The organism is Hyphomonas sp., from assembly GCF_017792385.1.
Lineage (GTDB): Bacteria > Pseudomonadota > Alphaproteobacteria > Caulobacterales > Hyphomonadaceae > Hyphomonas.
The window spans coordinates 160,926-176,317 of record NZ_CP051230.1 but is presented as its reverse complement, the minus strand read 5'-3'; the positions used below and the strand labels follow the sequence as shown (position 1 = coordinate 176,317).

Genomic DNA, 15,392 nt, shown 5'->3' with positions numbered 1-15,392 from the left:
CAAAATCGGCTAGGCTTGTCCTCTTGGTAGGGAGGACGCCATGATAAGACTGTCGAAAATATTGCTCATCGTGTTTGTCGGGCTGCAGGGCCTGTTCTATGCGCTCAATAACGTCGTGAATTTCGAGGCCGCGAAAGGATTCGTCCAGGGCGTGCTGCCGATGGCGGGCAACGAGGCCTATCCCAACGCCTTCGGGCCAGCTGTTTCATCTCCGGTCCTGATCACGATTGTCCTGTGTTGCATCATCATTGGCGAACTTTTGGTTGCCGCATGCTCGTTCAAGGGCGCGTATGACATGTTCCGGGTGCGGGGCAGTTCTGCAGAGAGTTTCCACGATGCAAAAACCTGGGCAATCATGGGCTGCGTCATGGCGCTGCTGGTCTGGTTCGGCCTGTTCATGGTGATTGGCGGCGCCTACTTCCAGATGTGGCAGACCCCGCTAGGCGCGGCCGCACAGGGCGGCGCATTCCAGTACGCAATCTCCAGCGGCATCGTTCTCTTGTTCGTCAACGCGCCTGACTGACGCCGCCTAGAACGGTACGTTCGGATCATCTTCACCCGGATCGCCAATTTCGAGGCCAGCGAAGTCGAACACGCGCGGGTCGTGCAGATGGCTTGGGCGCACTGTGGCCAGCGCATGGGCCATCACCTGCCGCACGCCCGGCTTCTTCTTCTCCCACTCGTCCAGCATCTGCTTCATCGCCACGCGCTGCAGGCCGTCCTGGCTGCCGCACAGATTGCAGGGAATGATCGGGAATGCCATCGCCTCGGCAAACTTCGCAAGATCGTCTTCCGCCGCCGTAATCAGCGGGCGGAGCACAAACACGTCGCCCTCGTCATTCAGCAGCTTTGGCGGCATCGCGGCGAGCCGCCCGCCATGCACGAAATTCATCATGAAGGTTTCCAGCGCATCGTCACGGTGATGGCCGAGCACAATGGCGTCACAGCCTTCTTCCCGCGCGATGCGATACAGGATTCCCCGGCGCAGGCGGGAACACATGGCGCAGAAGGTGCGCCCTTCGGGAACCTTCTCGGTGACGATGGAATAGGTGTCCTGCGTCTCGATCCGGTAGCGCACGCCAACCGTGTCCAGCCAGTCCGGCAGGACATGTTTCGGAAACCCCGGCTGGCCCTGGTCCAGATTGCACGCGACCAGGTCCACCGGCAGTGCCCCCTGCCATTGCAAATCCAGCAGGACCGCCAGCAAGCCATAGGAATCCTTGCCGCCGGACAGGCAGATCAGCCATTTCGGCCGTTTCGCCTCTCCGGCATCCACCGCCCGCCGGTCGACCATTTTGTAATCGTCAATCGCCTTCAGCGCGCCGCGCACCAGCCGCTTGCGCAGCTTCTTGAAGCTGACGCCGGACGGCGCATCCGCAAACAGGGGCGGCGCGGCGGAAAAGGAGGTCGTGTCATCTGCCATGCGCGCCCTATCTCACGGGCCGGGTTTGCCGCGCAAGCCTTCCTGCGCAACAGGATCAGTCCGCCGCGCCAATTTGCTGCTGGTAGCGCGCGGTCAGTTCGACCAGGACTAGGGCCAGGCCATGGCCGGCCAGGCCGACCGTCCACCAGATTGTCGGCGTCAGCATCGCATAGCGCTCCCCGCCAATGCTCAGGCTGATCCCGGCAAACACGACCATGCCGAACAGATAGCTGGCCAGATGGATGAAAAAGCCCAGACGCATCGCGGCGGTCACCTTGGCGTTCTTTTCCCGGATCATGGCCTCGGCTTCGGTCTTCGCGTCCAGCGTCAGCGCCATGACATCGACATTGAACGCCGCCGCCAGCGCCTTCAGGGAGTCGCCGGAGGCCTTCTCGCCGGTCTCGATCCGCTGCACCGTGCGCACGCCAATCCCGGCCAGTTCGGCCAGATGTTCCTGTGACCAGTGGCGTTCTTCCCGCCAGCGTTTGATCTTTGCGGCATCTGTGTCGAACTGCATGTGTCGTCCCCTTTCCTCGGGCTGTTTGTAACCGCGTTGAAAGTGGGGAAAAACCCTTTGTCCGGCCACGTCATGGCGCCGTCACGGCCCCGTCACAGGCCCGCCAGCGACCCGTCACAGGGCCGCCACCTCGCTGAATTGTCAGGAAATTCGCGAAAACGCGGGCCTAGCGTGCCAGGAAGGGGATCCGGAACATGCGCTTCAGCTTCCACCAGAAGCGCAGGCGGGCATTGTTGGGCGCATCATTGTGGCCGCGCGGGATCAGGATGTCGTTCATGCGCGGCTGATAGCGGCGGATCAGGTCTTCCTCGATCCGCGCCCGGTCAGAGGCTTTCTTCACGACCAGCACGTGCCGCTCGGTCGCGCCGCGTTTCCACCAGGCTTCCCACCAGCGCTCATGGCCGATCAGCCGGTTCTTGAAGTTCGCGGCCTTGCCGATATAGAGCGGGAACAGGAAGAAGGCGAAGCGGCGCTGCACGAAGATATAGATGCCGGCATCGTCCGGCAGGCCCTTCTTGGTCAGCGTGATCTTGAAACGATAGGGCCGTCCCGACTCGCCCCACCAGGTGTGCCACCCGAACAATATCCACATATGCCGGTCCCTCCAGATTCGCGCGAAGCTCTCCTGCTACGGTTAATCAGCCGTTAAAATGTGGCCGCTTCGGGGGGCTTTGGGGGAGAATTGCTTACAGGATCGCCCAATTGGTTAAGACTGGGCGTGCGGGCAGGGGAGGCGGGCGCTCAGGCCCGCGCCAAGGCCCGTTTGACCGGGGCAAAGCTTTGCCGGTGGTGCGGGCAGGGGCCGTGTTCGCCCAGCGCTGCGGCATGGGCCGCCGTGCCATAGCCCTTGTGCCGGGCAAACCCATAGGCCGGGAAGGCGGCGTCCAGCTCCTTCATCAGCGCGTCGCGCACCGTCTTCGCCAGGATCGAGGCGGCCGAGATCGCCGGTTCGGTCAAATCGCCCTTCACGATGGCCTCCGCGCTGCAGGGGAAATTGGCGGGCAGGGCGTTGCCATCCACCAATATGTGCTCCGGCACCAGGCCGAGCCCCGCCACCGCCCGCTCCATCGCCAGGAAGGTCGCCTGACGAATGTTCAGCCGGTCGATCTCCTCCGGCGTGGCATGCGCCACGCTCCAGGCCGCCGCGCGCTCCCGGATGATGGGGGCCAGCGCATCGCGCCGTGGCTCGGTCAGCTTCTTGGAATCGGTCAGGCCTTCAATGGGCCGCGCCGGGTCCAGGATCACTGCGCCCGCCGTCACCGGCCCGGCCCAGGGGCCCCGGCCCGCCTCGTCCACACCGGCAATGATTAGCGTCGTCTTCGTCATCGCGCCAGAGAAACGCGAGTCGCTCTTGCGCTCCAGCGCGCCTCGGGTCTCTATAGCAGCCATGACCCAGCCCTATCGCATCCAGATGCACGAGACCGGTGGCCCGGACGTGCTGAAAGTCGAAGACTTCATCCCCCGCAAGCCCGGCCCCGGTGAAGTGACCGTCCGCCAGAGCGCGGCGGGCCTCAATTTCATCGACACCTATCACCGCACCGGGCTCTACCCCGTGCGTTTCCCCTTCACGCCCGGACAGGAAGGCGCCGGCGCCGTGCAGGAAGTGGGCGAGGGCGTCACCCATCTGAAGCCTGGTGACCGGGTCTGCTATCTGGCCAGCGGCACCTATGCCAGCCATTTCACCGGCCCGGCCGAGCGCATGATTCCCCTGCCGGAGGGGATCACCCCGCAGGATGCCGCCGCCGTGCTGTTGAAGGGGCTCACCGCATGGGCGCTCCTGTTTGAGGTGCGCCCGCTGCAGGCCGGGGAGACGATCCTGGTCTGGGCGCCGGTCGGCGGCGTCGGCACTCTGCTCGTGCCATGGGCCGCCAGCCTCGGCGCGCGCGTCATCGCCGTCACCTCGACAGAGGCGAAGGCCGAAAAGGCCAGGGCGCTCGGCGCCTCGGATGTGATCGTCGGCTATGAAGGCGTCGCCGAACAGGTGAAGGCGCTGACCGATGGGCGCGGCGTCGATGTCGCCTATGACAGTGTCGGCCGCATCAGCGCGGAGGAAAGCCTGAACAGCCTGCGCACGGCGGGCTGGTTCGTCACCTATGGCAATGCCTCCGGCCCTGTCGAGCCGATCCCGCCCGGCCGCCTCGCCCAGGGCGGTTCCCTCGTCATGACGCGGCCCACCCTGTTCAGCTTCATTCAGGATACAGACAGCCTCGCCCGCGGCGCCAGCCTCCTCTTCAGTGCCCTGAAGTCCGGCACCCTGAAAGCCGACATCGGCCAGCGCGCCCCGCTCTCCGAAGCCGCGAAGGCGCACGAGGCGATCGAAAGCGGCACGACGACGGGAGCGACCATCCTCATCCCGTAGGGCGGGTCAAGACCCGCCACACGGAGGCAAACAGGGAGAAACACCATGCCGGATTATAGGCGCCTCTATATTCCGGGTGGGACCTATTTCTTCACGGTCACGCTTTTTAATCGCGCATCTGACCTTTCGGTGAGGGAAATCGGCACGCTACGCCGAAGCTGGCGCGACATCGTTCGTCGCTATCCGTTCGAAACCCCGCAGCGGTGATCTTGCCCGATCACATGCATTTCCTGATGGCGCTGCCGGAAGGCGATTCTGACTATTCGACCCGCATCCGCCTCATCAAGTCTGGCTTCACCAAACGCCTTTCCGAGAGCCTGAAGGGGCATGGACGAAAAGGCGAGCGGAAAATCTGGCAGCAAAGGTTCTGGGAGCATGCCATCCGGGACGAGAGGGACTTTGAGGCCCATGTGAATTACATTCACTACAATCCGGTCAAGCATGGCTATGTCGAAGATCCAGACGACTGGCCGCATTCGACATGGCATCGCTTCAAGCGTGATTGGTATCAGACCCGGAATCCCGGCGAATGGCGGGTTACGCTTCGCTAACCCGCCCTACGGTGACGCGCGTTTCGTAGGGCGGGTCGTGACCCGCCATTCTGCGCGGCGCCTCCACAATCCCGAAATCCTTATCCGACGGCTTTCGGGCCATGGTATTGTGTCAGCCTGGCGAGCCCCGAAAGTGCAAAACCATTCGCCAACGCACAAGGCCTGTGCCGGGGCCCGCCCTGCGCGTGGACAAGGGCCCGAAACGGAGTGAAACCCGGCGACACGATCTGGGAATTTTTGAAACGATCTGACACGATTTGAAACGCGCTGAAACGGCGTGAACAGGGCTCAAATCGTTAAAGGGGACGGGGAAAACCTGCCGCAGCCGCCTCGGCGCTGCCTGCCCGGGTGCGTGAGGGTGGACAGGCAGCGCCATGGGCGGCGGGGTGCAGTCGATGGGAACCGCCCATTCAATTTCGGTGTGCCGCAGCCATTACAGGACCCGCGGAACCCCGGGGGGATGTGGCGCGAACCGGGAGAGGGAATTGATTTCGCGTCACACGCGAAACATGCGTGATAAGCATGACGATCCGGTTGCCGCCGGCCGGGCAATTTGACGGATGCGGGAAAGGCCGCGCTAACCCTCGTTAATCCGGGCCGTTCCCGGCGGCCGGCAGGTCCAGCAGCAGGGCCGGATCGAGATAGAAATCGCCGCCCCGGTCGCCGGCCTCCGGATTGCGCCATTTCACCGCCCAGTGCAGGTGCGGCCCCGTCGTGCGGCCGGTATTGCCGGTCCTGGCCAGCAGGTCGCCGGTGTCGACCACATCGCCCTCGGCCACCTCGACGGCGGACAGGTGCATGAACACAGAGACGAGCCCGTGGCCATGATCGAGGAAGACGGTGCCGCCCTCATAATAGAGGTCCGGATCGGCCAGGATCACCACGCCCGGCGCCGGCGCCGTGACGTCGGTGCCGACCGGTGTGGCCATGTCATAGCCGCGATGCACCGAGACGCTCTCGCAGGGCTCGCCCGTGACCTTGGAGACGCCGACATATTTGCGGGTCGGCCCGAAGGGCGAGGAGGTCGGCGCATCGGCGGGCTTCACAAAGCCCTCCAGCGCGCCGGGGCCGGGATGGAAGGTGGCGAACGCGTCCTGCTTCTTCACCCAGCTGCGGCCCGCATGGGCCTTCTGCTCGGGCGAGCGGGCATCCACCTTGTCACAGTCAAAGCCGGAGATTTCGCGGTAATCATCCTGCCGCGGCGCGATCTGGAGGTCGCCGTAGGCGCCGCGCTCATGCGACCAGCCGATGACCGACGGCGCGGTGGTGGACAGGCCGAACTGGGCCGTGCCGGTCTCGCCGACGGTCAGCCCCGTGCCCGCCACGGTGAAGCGGCTGCCCGGCTCGGCGCGGCAGATCACCAGGCCGCCCTGGACCAGCACGCCGCCACAGTCCGGCGCCAGCGCATCCGCCCCCGGCGCGGCGGGGGTGCCGGGGATGTCAGCGTCCGGCGCCACGGCGTCGGCGGGCGCAGCGTCTTGCATCTGTGTGGCCACGGGTGCGGCTTCGGGGGCGGTGTCAGGCGCGGGCGTCCCGGCCGGGGCTTCGGCGGCGGCGCAGGCCACCAGAAGGGCCGACAGGCCCGTCAGCACGGCGCGGCGCATCAGTCGCGGGCCTTGACCATGCGCTGGCTGGCCGCATCGGCATCCCAATAGGCTTCCTGCAGGTCCACGCTCCAATAGCGCAGCGCCTGCAGCGGGATCTTCCGGCCGGTCACGGCGCAGGTGACATAGTCACCGGGCTGGATGACATCGACATCGGCATCAAGATAGCGAAGGCGGGCTTCGCCGGCGGGGCGGCTGGATCGGTCAAGCATGGAGGGACAATGCCTGAAACCACGTCAAAAGAAAAGGTGCAACGGGCAGGAAGTTTCCGCTTTGTTCCGTGGAACAAATATGGTACATCCGAGTCAGCAACGGCAAACGGGGGCCTTGCCAAATGCGGCCCCATGGTAGACCTAAGGAGACGACTCATGGCCAAAGCGGCGCTTCAACTCGTGGACAAGGATTCAGGCGTGGACAAGCAGAAGGCTCTCGAAACAGCGCTCGGCAATATTGAACGGTCCTTCGGCAAGGGCTCGGTCATGCGGCTGGGTGACAAGAAGGTGATGGATGTCGAGGCGGTTTCCACCGGATCGCTCGGCCTCGACATCGCGCTCGGCATTGGCGGCCTGCCCAAGGGCCGCATCATCGAGATCTACGGCCCGGAAAGCTCGGGCAAGACGACCCTGTCCCTGCATTGTGTGGCCGAGGCCCAGAAGAATGGCGGCGTCTGTGCCTTCATCGATGCCGAACATGCGCTCGATCCGGTCTATGCCGGCAAGCTGGGCGTGGATCTGGACGATCTTCTCGTCTCCCAGCCGGACACGGGGGAGCAGGCGCTCGAGATTGCCGACACGCTGGTGCGCTCCGGCGCGGTCGATCTTCTGGTCATCGACTCCGTGGCCGCGCTGACCCCGCGGGCGGAGCTTGAAGGCGAGATGGGCGATTCCCTGCCGGGCTTGCAGGCCCGCCTGATGAGCCAGGCCCTGCGCAAGCTGACCGGCTCGATCTCCAAATCCAAATGCATGGTGATCTTCATCAACCAGATCCGGATGAAGATCGGCGTCATGTTCGGCAGCCCGGAAACCACGACCGGCGGCAATGCGCTGAAATTCTACTCCTCCGTCCGTCTCGACATCCGCCGCATCGGCGCGATCAAGGATCGGGACGAGGTGATCGGCAACCAGACCCGCGTGAAAGTGGTCAAGAACAAGGTCGCGCCGCCCTTCCGCCAGGTCGAATTCGACATTCTCTATGGCGAAGGCATTTCCAAGACCGGCGAACTGATCGATCTCGGCGTGAAGGCCGAAGTGATCGAGAAGTCCGGCTCCTGGTATTCCTACAAGGGCGAACGCATGGGCCAGGGCCGCGAAAAGACGCGGAATTTCCTGAAGGAAAACCCGGCCATTGCCGATGAGGTCGAAGACGCGATCCGGCGCAATGCCGGCCTGCTGGCGGATGAATTGCTCAATGCCGGCATGGAATCCGAGCAGGATGACGATCTGCCGGACGCCGCCGAAGGCTGATCCGGCCCGGCCCGCGCCCCCTAGCGGCAGGCCCTGACACCCTGATCCCTGTCGAGGGAACTGTCCCTTTGTGGCGCACCCCGCTTGGCGCGCCGCGAAGGGACCTTTATATCGCCGGTGTAATGTTTGTGCCGTCTGACTCGGCCCAACCCTGATCGCAAGGACACAGTATTGCCCATGACCGGCGTAAACGAGATTCGCGAGACCTTTCTCTCCTTCTTCGAAAAGCGGGGGCATCTGCGTCAGGCCTCGGCGCCCCTGGTGCCGCAGAATGATCCGACCCTGCTCTTCGTGAATGCCGGCATGGTGCCGTTCAAGAACATCTTCACCGGCGCCGAAACCCCGCCCGGCCCGCGTGCCACGACCTCGCAGAAATGCGTCCGCGCCGGCGGCAAGCACAATGACCTCGACAATGTCGGCTATACGGCCCGCCATCACACTTTCTTCGAAATGCTGGGGAATTTCTCCTTCGGCGACTATTTCAAGGAAGACGCCATCGCCTTCGGCTGGGAGCTGTGCACGAAGGAATTCGCGCTCGACCCGAAGAAGCTGCTCGTCACCGTCTATGCCGAGGATGACGAGGCTGCGGACATCTGGAAGAAAGTGGCCGGATTTGACGACAGCCGGATCATCCGGATCGGCACGTCTGACAATTTCTGGTCCATGGGCGACACTGGCCCGTGCGGCCCGTGCTCGGAAATTTTCTATGACCATGGTGAAGGCGTGCCCGGCGGCCCGCCCGGCAGCCCGGACGAGGATGGTGACCGGTTCATCGAGATCTGGAACCTGGTCTTCATGCAGTTCGACCAGCAGGCCGACGGTACCCGCAAGAACCTGCCCAAGCCCTCGATCGACACCGGCATGGGGCTGGAGCGCATCTCCGCCGTCCTGCAGGGCGTGCACAACAATTACGACATCGACCTGTTCAAGGCGCTGATCGCCGCAGAGGAAGACATCTACGGCGCGAAGGCGGCCGGCGACAAGCTCGCCTCCTTCCGCGTCATTGCAGACCATTTGCGCACCTCGGCCTTCCTGATTGCCGATGGCGTACTGCCGTCCAATGAAGGCCGGGGCTATGTCCTGCGCCGCATCATGCGCCGTGCCATGCGGCATGGTCATTTGCTGGGTGCGCGCGAGCCGCTGATGTACAGACTGGCCCCCGCCCTGATCTCCGAAATGGGCAAGGCCTATCCGGAACTCGGCCGGGCCAGGGCGGCCATCGAATCCGCGCTCGAGCAGGAAGAGGCCCGGTTCCAGCGCACGCTCGGCAACGGCCTGTCGCTGCTGGACAAGGAAACCGCCGACATGAAGCCCGGTGACGCCCTGCCAGGCGCCGTCGCCTTCAAGCTGTCGGACACATATGGATTCCCGCTCGACCTGACGCAGGACATTCTGCGCGGCCGCGAGATGAGCGTCGATGTCGACGGCTTCGAGGCCGCGCTCGAACAACAGCGCCAGGACAGCCGCGCAGCCGGCTTCTCGTCCGGCGATCAGGCGACAGAGGAAATCTGGTTCCGCGTGCGCGACGAGGCCGGTGCCACGAAGTTCACCGGCTATGACGGCACCGAAGGCAAGGGCCGGCTCGTCGCCATTGCGTCCGGCGGGGCGCTCACCGACACGCTTTCGCCCGGCGCGGCCGAACTGGTCTTTGACACGACGCCCTTCTATGCCGAATCCGGCGGACAGGCGGGTGATCATGGCGAGATCGTCTTCGAAGACGGCGCGCGCTTCATCGTGCGCGACGTGCAGAAACGCGCCGGCGACCTGCATGTGCATGTCGGCGAACTCGTCTCCGGCGAAATCCGCCTCGGGGATTCTGCGGACCAGCATGTGGATGCCGGCCGGCGCCGGGCCATCATGGCCAACCATTCCGCCACGCACATCATGCATGCGGCGCTGCGCAAGGTGCTGGGCGACCATGTCACGCAGAAGGGCTCCCTCGTGGAGGCCGACCGGTTCCGTTTCGACTTTTCGCACAATGGTCCCATGAGCCAGGCGGAGATCGAGGCCGTTGAGGACGAGGTCAACGCCCAGATCCGCGCCAATATGCCGACGGGCATCCAGGTCACGTCGCCGGACAAGGCCATCGAGGCCGGGGCGCTTGCCCTGTTTGGCGAGAAGTATGGTGATGAAGTCCGTGTGCTGTCGATGGGCACCGGCGATGGCCGGCGTTATTCGGTGGAGCTGTGCGGCGGCACACATGTCGAGCGGGCCGGGGATATCGGCGTCTTTGTCATCACGTCGGAAAGCGGCGTGTCGGCCGGGGTGCGCCGTGTCGAAGCGGCCACGGGCGCCGAGGCACTGGCCTATCTGAAAGGGCGGGCGCAGATCGCCGCGGACCTTGCGGACAGTCTGAAAGTTCCGCTCAAGGATGTTCCGCGCCGGGTTGCCGCGCTGGGCGAAGAGCGCAAGGCGCTGGAGAAGGAACTGGCCGAAGCCAAGCGCAAGCTGGCCATGGGCGGCGGCGGCGCAGCGGCGTCCGGGCCGGAAGAAATCAATGGTGTCAAGCTGATGGCGCGTGTTGCGGAAGGCGTGGGCGGCAAGGAACTGCGCACGCTGGTGGACGAAGCCAAGGCCCAGATCGGCTCCGGCATCGTGGCCTTTGTCGGCGTGGCCGACGGCAAGGCCGGCGTCGCCGTCGGCGTTACCAAGGACCTGACCGGCACCTATTCGGCCGTGGACCTCGTCAAGGCCGCCAGCGAGGCGCTGGGCGGCAAGGGCGGCGGCGGGCGGCCCGACATGGCGCAGGCTGGTGGCCCCGACGCCGACAAGGCCGAGGACGCGCTGGAGGCGGTTCGCGCGGCCATCGCCGGCTGATCCTCCGGCAGCCCGTAATTGACTTGCGCTGCGGGGCCTCTATGTAGGGGCCCCGTGGTGATTTGGTCGGTCGGCTTGCAGCCACGTTAAACAACTTGCTAAAAGGCTGCGCGGAAGTTCCGAACACCCTCACGGCAAGAGTCCGGCTGACCAGACCTGGTAGCGGAGTATTGCCTATGCCCATTCGAATTCCTGACGGATTGCCCGCGCGCGAAACCCTCGTGCGCGAAGGCGTGCAGGTGCTCGACGAGTCCATCGCGACGCGCCAGGACATCCGCCCGATGCAGATCGCCCTCCTGAACCTGATGCCCAACAAGATCGAGACCGAGGCCCAGATCGCCCGGCTGGTCGGCGCGACTCCGCTCCAGGTGGAGCTGACCCTGGTCCGCATCGGCAGCCATGTTGCCCGCAACACGCCGGAAGACCATCTGATCTCCTTCTATCACACCTGGGATGAGGTGAAGGATCGCAAGTTCGACGGGTTCATCATTACCGGCGCCCCGATCGAGACGCTGCCATTCGAGGACGTCACTTATTGGCCGGAACTGCAGGCCATCCTCGACTGGACCGAGACCCATGTCCATTCCAGCTTCTTCATCTGCTGGGGGGCCATGGCCGCCGTGCAGCATTTCCATGGCGTGCCAAAGCACACGCTGGCCAACAAGGCGTTCGGCGTCTATCGCCACCATAACCGCAAACCGGAATCGCCCTACCTGACCGGCTTCTCGGACGATTTCTCGATCTCCGTCTCGCGCTGGACAGAAGTGCGCCGGGACGACGTTCCCTCCGCCAGCGGGCTCGACATCCTGATGGAGAGCGACGAGACCGGCCTGTGCCTGTTGCATGAGGCGCGCGGCAACCGCCTCTACATCTTCAATCACATCGAATACGATTCCACCTCACTGGCGGAAGAATACCGGCGTGATGTTGCCGCAGGAAAGCCGATTGCCGTGCCGGCGAACTATTTCCCCGGCGATGATCCGGCCCAAACACCGAAGAATCGCTGGCGGTCGCATGCCTTCCTCCTGTTCGGAAACTGGATCAACCAGATGTACCAGACCACGCCCTACAATCTGGAGGATATCGGCACAGAACGGGCCGGCGACAGCAAGGTGCGTCAAGGCGCGTAGCGGGTTGCGAGACTGACGGATTGACCTCGGTTTCGATGAGATCATTTCCTTGCCATTCTTGATCCGCCGGATCAAAAATTCCGGCTGAACCGGACTGCAAGGAAATGGTCGGAGTGAGAGGATTCGAACCTCCGGCCCCTGCCTCCCGAAGACAGTGCTCTACCAGGCTGAGCTACACTCCGCGCCGAAGAACGGGGTGTTTACGCCTGCGGGCAGAATTTGCAAGGGGGCAATCTGAACTTCGTGCCGTTATGCTGCAACTGGCAGCAGCGGCTCGTCCGCGCCGGGCGCCCATTGCGGGTATTTGGCCATGATGCCCGTAAACAGCGCCGACTGCTTGTGCCCGTCCAGCCAAGTTTGCAGGGCGGGCAGGTCCTGCGCAAGGAACCAGTCCAGATCGGTGTGGGCAAACTGTCGGACGAACGGAAAGATCGCGATGTCGGCCAGGCTGCGCGTGCTGCGCACAAGCTGGCCGCCCTGTGCCCGGATCCGGTCGTCCAGATCGGCCAGGATGGCCCGGCCTTCAGCGCGTGCTGCGCCCGGCACCAGAGCCTCGTCGGGATGTCGGTCGGGATATTTGTATCGGTCCAGTGCGCGTTTGAATGGCCCGTCATTGCGCGCGATCAGGGCGTCGGTCGTGCCTGCGTCCGCAGACAGCCAGCCCTCCGGGTCCGCCTGGGCCAGCGCCCAGCGCATCACGTCCAGGCTTTCATCCACAACATCTCCATTCCCCGCCACGAGGACCGGCACAGTGCCTTTCGGGCTGGCCGCCAGCATGGCCTCCGGCTTGTCGCGCAACACGACTTCCCGCACCCGCACAGGCACGCCGGCGGACGACAGGGCCATCCGCGCGCGCATGGCATAGGGACAGCGGCGGAATGTATAGAGTGTGTGCGTGGCGGCGCTCACGCGTCTTCGCTCCGGCGGGCCTCCGGGCCCATATGCGCTTCACCGCGCTGACGGGCGAGGTCGATCTGTTTCTGCCGTTCAGCGAACCGGGCGCGCTGGGCATCGCTCATCTCGTCGATACAGTGCGGACAGGAAACGCCGGGCACATAGCTCGTGTCCGTCTTGTCGGCCTCGGTGATCGGGCGTTTGCAGGCATGGCACATGTCATATTCGCCCGGCGACAAATCGTGTTTGACGGAGACGCGTTCATCGAACACGAAACATTCACCGCGCCATTTGCTGTCGGTTTCCGGAACGGTTTCCAGGTATTTCAGGATGCCGCCCTTCAGATGATAGACATCCTCGATGCCTTCGGCCTTCACGAAACTGGTGGCCTTCTCGCATCGGATACCGCCGGTGCAGAACATGGCAACCTTCGGCGTGCGGCCTTCCGCGTCCAGCCGCTCACGAAAGGCGCGGAACCAGTCCGGGAACTCGCGGAATGTCCGGGTCTCGGGGTCAATCGCTCCTTCGAATGTACCGATCGCGTATTCATAATCGTTGCGGGTGTCGATCAGCACAGTGTCCGGATCGCTGATCAGGGCATTCCAGTCTGTCGGCTCCACATAAGTGCCCACCAGCGCGTTCGGGTCCGTGCCCGGCACGCCCATGGTGACGATTTCTTTCTTCAACCGCACTTTCAGACGCAGGAAGGGCATCTCGCCGGCTTCGGAGAATTTCGCTTCCAGATCAGCCGCGCCCGGCAGCGCGCGCAGCGCTGCAAGTGCCGTCGCGATGCCGTTTGGCGTGCCGGCAATCGTGCCGTTCACGCCTTCGGCGGCCAGCAGGACCGTGCCTTTCACGCCAGCGCCACACAGGGTCTGCGCGAGATCGGCCCTGCGGGCCTCGAAATCCGGAAACGCAAAGAATTTGTAGAAGGCAGCAATCTGATAGGTCATGCCGGGCCTTATGCCAGAAGGACGGACCGATTTGAATATTGACCGCGCAGGCCGGGATCAGGCCGGTTCGGACAGGATGCGCGGCAGCTTGAAGGTGACGGTCTCGCGGGCGGTTTCAATCCGCTCCACAGAGACGTCAAAGCGCTCGCCACAGGCGGCGATCACGCCCTGCACCAGGTCTTCGGGTGCGCTCGCACCAGCGGTCAGGCCCAGCGTCTTCACCTTGTCGAACCAGGCCCAGTCGATGTGGTCGGCGCTGGCCACCAGTTCCGCGCGGGCGGCGCCGGCGCGTTTGGCCACTTCGACCAGCCGCACGGAATTGGAACTGGTCGTCGCCCCGATGACCAGGACCAGATCCGTCCCGGGGGCCAGCGTCTTCACCGCTTCCTGACGGTTCGTGGTGGCGTAGCAGATGTCTTCCTTGTGCGGGCTCGATATGCCCGGGAAGCGGGCCTGAAGGGCTGTGACGATGTCCGCCGTGTCATCCACTGACAGCGTGGTCTGGGTGACAAAGGCCACATTGTCAGGATCCTTCGGTTCGAAGCCGGCCACATCTTCCACGGTCTCGATCAGGGTGATCGTGTCGCCGGGCAACTGGCCCATTGTGCCGATCACTTCCGGGTGTCCGGCATGACCGATCAGCACGATCTCGCGTCCGTCGCGATGATGGCGCTCGGCTTCGACATGCACCTTGGAGACCAGCGGGCAGGTGGCATCGACAAAGATCATGTTGCGGCGCTGGGCTTCGGCAGGCACGGATTTCGGCACGCCATGGGCCGAGAAGATGACCGGCCGGTCGTCCGGGCATTCATTCAGCTCCTCGACAAACACGGCGCCCATCTGTTCCAGACGGCTGACCACATGCGCGTTGTGAACGATTTCATGGCGGACATAGACGGGCGCGCCCCATTTGCCGAGGGCTTCCTCGACGATCTGGATCGCCCGGTCCACACCGGCGCAGAAGCCGCGCGGCGCGGCCAGGCGGATGGTAAGAGGCTGCCTGTCGTTCATTTCATCCTATCTCCTGCCTGCGGGCGTTGCGCCGAGACGCTTGCGCCTTTAACACATCTGCAGCAACAGATGGACAGGCCTTTGCATCAGGCCAAGAAGGACACGCCGACGCATGATCAGATATGCCCCACTTTTCGCCGCGGTCATTCTCTCTGGCTGTGGTGGCGGCAAGCTCGCAGACAGCTTCGACACGCGCCAGAACGCCGGGCCATGCCCGCCTGTCGGGGCCCTGTATGATTCCTCGCGCTATGTCGACCTCGATGGCGGTGGCGAATTGTACACGAATATCGAATTCACCGGCGAAGTCATCGATGTCCGCCTGTTCTGCCGCTATGTCGGCGATGACCCGCTTGAGGCCGAAGTCGAGATCGATTTCGCCTTCGGCAAGGGCCCGGCGGCGCAGTCCGATTCGCACACCTATCCGTACTACATCGCGGTGACGCGCCGCAGCGGCCGTGTGCTGGCGAAGGAATACTTCAACGTTCAGGCCGATTTCGCCGGGCGCCCGCTGGCAGGCAAGACCGAAGTGATCGAAACCATCGTCATCCCGCGTGTCGACGAATCGATCTCGGGCACCAATTTCGAAGTCATTGTCGGATTTGACCTGACCGATGAGCAGCTGGAATTCAATCGCGCGGGCAAGCGTTTCCGCATGGATGCCGGGCAGTAG

At 64.0% G+C, this 15,392-nt stretch carries 17 protein-coding genes, 1 tRNA gene and 1 riboswitch; of the genes, 8 read left to right on the top strand and 10 right to left on the bottom strand.

Annotation, left to right across the window (positions count from 1 at the left end; genetic code table 11):
- Window positions 1-40 precede the first annotated feature (40 nt).
- The gene (locus HF955_RS00820; protein ID WP_291077127.1) at window positions 41-523 is read left to right on the top strand and encodes a DUF2165 family protein; all 483 of its coding nucleotides are present in this window, start codon (window positions 41-43) and stop codon (window positions 521-523) included.
- A 6-nt stretch (window positions 524-529) separates the two neighbouring features.
- On the opposite strand, the gene ttcA is transcribed toward HF955_RS00820, so the two are convergent.
- From ttcA to rnhB, 4 genes are all read right to left on the bottom strand, one after another.
- The gene (ttcA, locus tag HF955_RS00815) at window positions 530-1,423 is read right to left on the bottom strand and encodes a tRNA 2-thiocytidine(32) synthetase TtcA (protein WP_291077126.1); all 894 of its coding nucleotides are present in this window, start codon (window positions 1,421-1,423) and stop codon (window positions 530-532) included.
- A gap of 55 nt (window positions 1,424-1,478) precedes the next feature.
- Window positions 1,479-1,940: an XRE family transcriptional regulator gene (locus HF955_RS00810; protein ID WP_291077125.1), complete on the bottom strand. Its 462-nt coding sequence runs from the start codon at window positions 1,938-1,940 to the stop codon at window positions 1,479-1,481.
- A gap of 166 nt (window positions 1,941-2,106) precedes the next feature.
- Window positions 2,107-2,532 (bottom strand): GIY-YIG nuclease family protein, encoded by a 426-nt coding sequence (locus HF955_RS00805; RefSeq protein WP_291077124.1) that lies wholly within the window; start codon window positions 2,530-2,532, stop codon window positions 2,107-2,109.
- A gap of 149 nt (window positions 2,533-2,681) precedes the next feature.
- Window positions 2,682-3,266: a ribonuclease HII gene (gene rnhB / locus HF955_RS00800; RefSeq protein WP_367279767.1), complete on the bottom strand. Its 585-nt coding sequence runs from the start codon at window positions 3,264-3,266 to the stop codon at window positions 2,682-2,684.
- Between the two features lie 61 nt (window positions 3,267-3,327).
- On the opposite strand from rnhB, the gene HF955_RS00795 reads away from it, so the two are divergent.
- The 3 genes from HF955_RS00795 to HF955_RS00785 are packed head-to-tail and all read left to right on the top strand — an operon-like array spanning window position 3,328 to window position 4,850.
- Window positions 3,328-4,299: a quinone oxidoreductase gene (locus tag HF955_RS00795; RefSeq protein ID WP_291077122.1), complete on the top strand. Its 972-nt coding sequence runs from the start codon at window positions 3,328-3,330 to the stop codon at window positions 4,297-4,299.
- A 45-nt stretch (window positions 4,300-4,344) separates the two neighbouring features.
- Window positions 4,345-4,506, top strand: a complete 162-nt coding sequence (locus HF955_RS00790; RefSeq protein WP_291077121.1) for a hypothetical protein — start codon at window positions 4,345-4,347, stop codon at window positions 4,504-4,506.
- A complete protein-coding gene (locus tag HF955_RS00785; protein WP_291077120.1) occupies window positions 4,503-4,850 on the top strand; it encodes a transposase in 348 nt (115 codons plus the stop codon). Before HF955_RS00790 ends, HF955_RS00785 begins: the two co-directional genes overlap by 4 nt.
- A gap of 587 nt (window positions 4,851-5,437) precedes the next feature.
- Here HF955_RS00785 and HF955_RS00780 read toward each other — a convergent pair.
- Both HF955_RS00780 and HF955_RS00775 read right to left on the bottom strand, forming a co-directional pair.
- Window positions 5,438-6,454, bottom strand: coding sequence for a M23 family metallopeptidase (locus HF955_RS00780; protein ID WP_291077119.1), 1,017 nt, complete (start codon window positions 6,452-6,454; stop codon window positions 5,438-5,440).
- Window positions 6,454-6,666 carry a DUF2093 domain-containing protein gene (locus tag HF955_RS00775; protein ID WP_027836651.1) on the bottom strand — a complete coding sequence of 71 codons (213 nt, stop codon included), beginning with the start codon at window positions 6,664-6,666 and terminating at the stop codon, window positions 6,454-6,456. Before HF955_RS00775 ends, HF955_RS00780 begins: the two co-directional genes overlap by 1 nt.
- A gap of 156 nt (window positions 6,667-6,822) precedes the next feature.
- Between HF955_RS00775 and recA the strand changes: the two genes are divergently transcribed.
- From recA to metA, 3 genes are all read left to right on the top strand, one after another.
- Window positions 6,823-7,917, top strand: a complete 1,095-nt coding sequence (gene recA, locus HF955_RS00770; protein WP_027836650.1) for a recombinase RecA — start codon at window positions 6,823-6,825, stop codon at window positions 7,915-7,917.
- A gap of 177 nt (window positions 7,918-8,094) precedes the next feature.
- On the top strand, window positions 8,095-10,734 hold the full coding sequence (gene alaS, locus HF955_RS00765; protein ID WP_291077118.1) for an alanine--tRNA ligase: 2,640 nt from the start codon (window positions 8,095-8,097) through the stop codon (window positions 10,732-10,734).
- A gap of 44 nt (window positions 10,735-10,778) precedes the next feature.
- Window positions 10,779-10,856: riboswitch (SAM riboswitch) on the top strand.
- Between the two features lie 54 nt (window positions 10,857-10,910).
- Window positions 10,911-11,864, top strand: a complete 954-nt coding sequence (gene metA, locus HF955_RS00760; protein WP_291077117.1) for a homoserine O-succinyltransferase — start codon at window positions 10,911-10,913, stop codon at window positions 11,862-11,864.
- Between the two features lie 105 nt (window positions 11,865-11,969).
- Here the strand turns inward: metA and HF955_RS00755 are convergent.
- The 4 genes from HF955_RS00755 to ispH all read right to left on the bottom strand — a co-directional run bounded on the left by HF955_RS00755 (window position 11,970) and on the right by ispH (window position 14,722).
- Window positions 11,970-12,046 (bottom strand) — tRNA-Pro (locus HF955_RS00755).
- A 67-nt stretch (window positions 12,047-12,113) separates the two neighbouring features.
- Window positions 12,114-12,773, bottom strand: a complete 660-nt coding sequence (locus tag HF955_RS00750; protein ID WP_291077116.1) for a glutathione S-transferase — start codon at window positions 12,771-12,773, stop codon at window positions 12,114-12,116.
- Window positions 12,770-13,711, bottom strand: a complete 942-nt coding sequence (locus HF955_RS00745) for a rhodanese-related sulfurtransferase (RefSeq protein ID WP_291077115.1) — start codon at window positions 13,709-13,711, stop codon at window positions 12,770-12,772. Before HF955_RS00745 ends, HF955_RS00750 begins: the two co-directional genes overlap by 4 nt.
- A gap of 57 nt (window positions 13,712-13,768) precedes the next feature.
- On the bottom strand, window positions 13,769-14,722 hold the full coding sequence (gene ispH, locus HF955_RS00740) for a 4-hydroxy-3-methylbut-2-enyl diphosphate reductase (RefSeq protein ID WP_291077114.1): 954 nt from the start codon (window positions 14,720-14,722) through the stop codon (window positions 13,769-13,771).
- 112 nt (window positions 14,723-14,834) lie between these two features.
- On the opposite strand from ispH, the gene HF955_RS00735 reads away from it, so the two are divergent.
- Entirely contained in the window at window positions 14,835-15,392 is a 558-nt protein-coding gene (locus HF955_RS00735; protein WP_027836644.1) for a hypothetical protein, read from the top strand.

Coding starts and splice junctions, on each gene's coding strand:
- ispH (WP_291077114.1), bottom strand. CDS start 14,722: ATGAACGACAGGCAGCCTCTTACCATCCGCCTGGCCGCGCCGCGCGGC.
- HF955_RS00820 (WP_291077127.1), top strand. CDS start 41: ATGATAAGACTGTCGAAAATATTGCTCATCGTGTTTGTCGGGCTGCAG.
- HF955_RS00795 (WP_291077122.1), top strand. CDS start 3,328: ATGACCCAGCCCTATCGCATCCAGATGCACGAGACCGGTGGCCCGGAC.
- recA (WP_027836650.1), top strand. CDS start 6,823: ATGGCCAAAGCGGCGCTTCAACTCGTGGACAAGGATTCAGGCGTGGAC.
- HF955_RS00810 (WP_291077125.1), bottom strand. CDS start 1,940: ATGCAGTTCGACACAGATGCCGCAAAGATCAAACGCTGGCGGGAAGAA.
- HF955_RS00780 (WP_291077119.1), bottom strand. CDS start 6,454: ATGCGCCGCGCCGTGCTGACGGGCCTGTCGGCCCTTCTGGTGGCCTGC.
- alaS (WP_291077118.1), top strand. CDS start 8,095: ATGACCGGCGTAAACGAGATTCGCGAGACCTTTCTCTCCTTCTTCGAA.
- HF955_RS00790 (WP_291077121.1), top strand. CDS start 4,345: ATGCCGGATTATAGGCGCCTCTATATTCCGGGTGGGACCTATTTCTTC.
- ttcA (WP_291077126.1), bottom strand. CDS start 1,423: ATGGCAGATGACACGACCTCCTTTTCCGCCGCGCCGCCCCTGTTTGCG.
- metA (WP_291077117.1), top strand. CDS start 10,911: ATGCCCATTCGAATTCCTGACGGATTGCCCGCGCGCGAAACCCTCGTG.
- rnhB (WP_367279767.1), bottom strand. CDS start 3,266: ATGACGAAGACGACGCTAATCATTGCCGGTGTGGACGAGGCGGGCCGG.
- HF955_RS00735 (WP_027836644.1), top strand. CDS start 14,835: ATGATCAGATATGCCCCACTTTTCGCCGCGGTCATTCTCTCTGGCTGT.
- HF955_RS00745 (WP_291077115.1), bottom strand. CDS start 13,711: ATGACCTATCAGATTGCTGCCTTCTACAAATTCTTTGCGTTTCCGGAT.
- HF955_RS00805 (WP_291077124.1), bottom strand. CDS start 2,532: ATGTGGATATTGTTCGGGTGGCACACCTGGTGGGGCGAGTCGGGACGG.
- HF955_RS00775 (WP_027836651.1), bottom strand. CDS start 6,666: ATGCTTGACCGATCCAGCCGCCCCGCCGGCGAAGCCCGCCTTCGCTAT.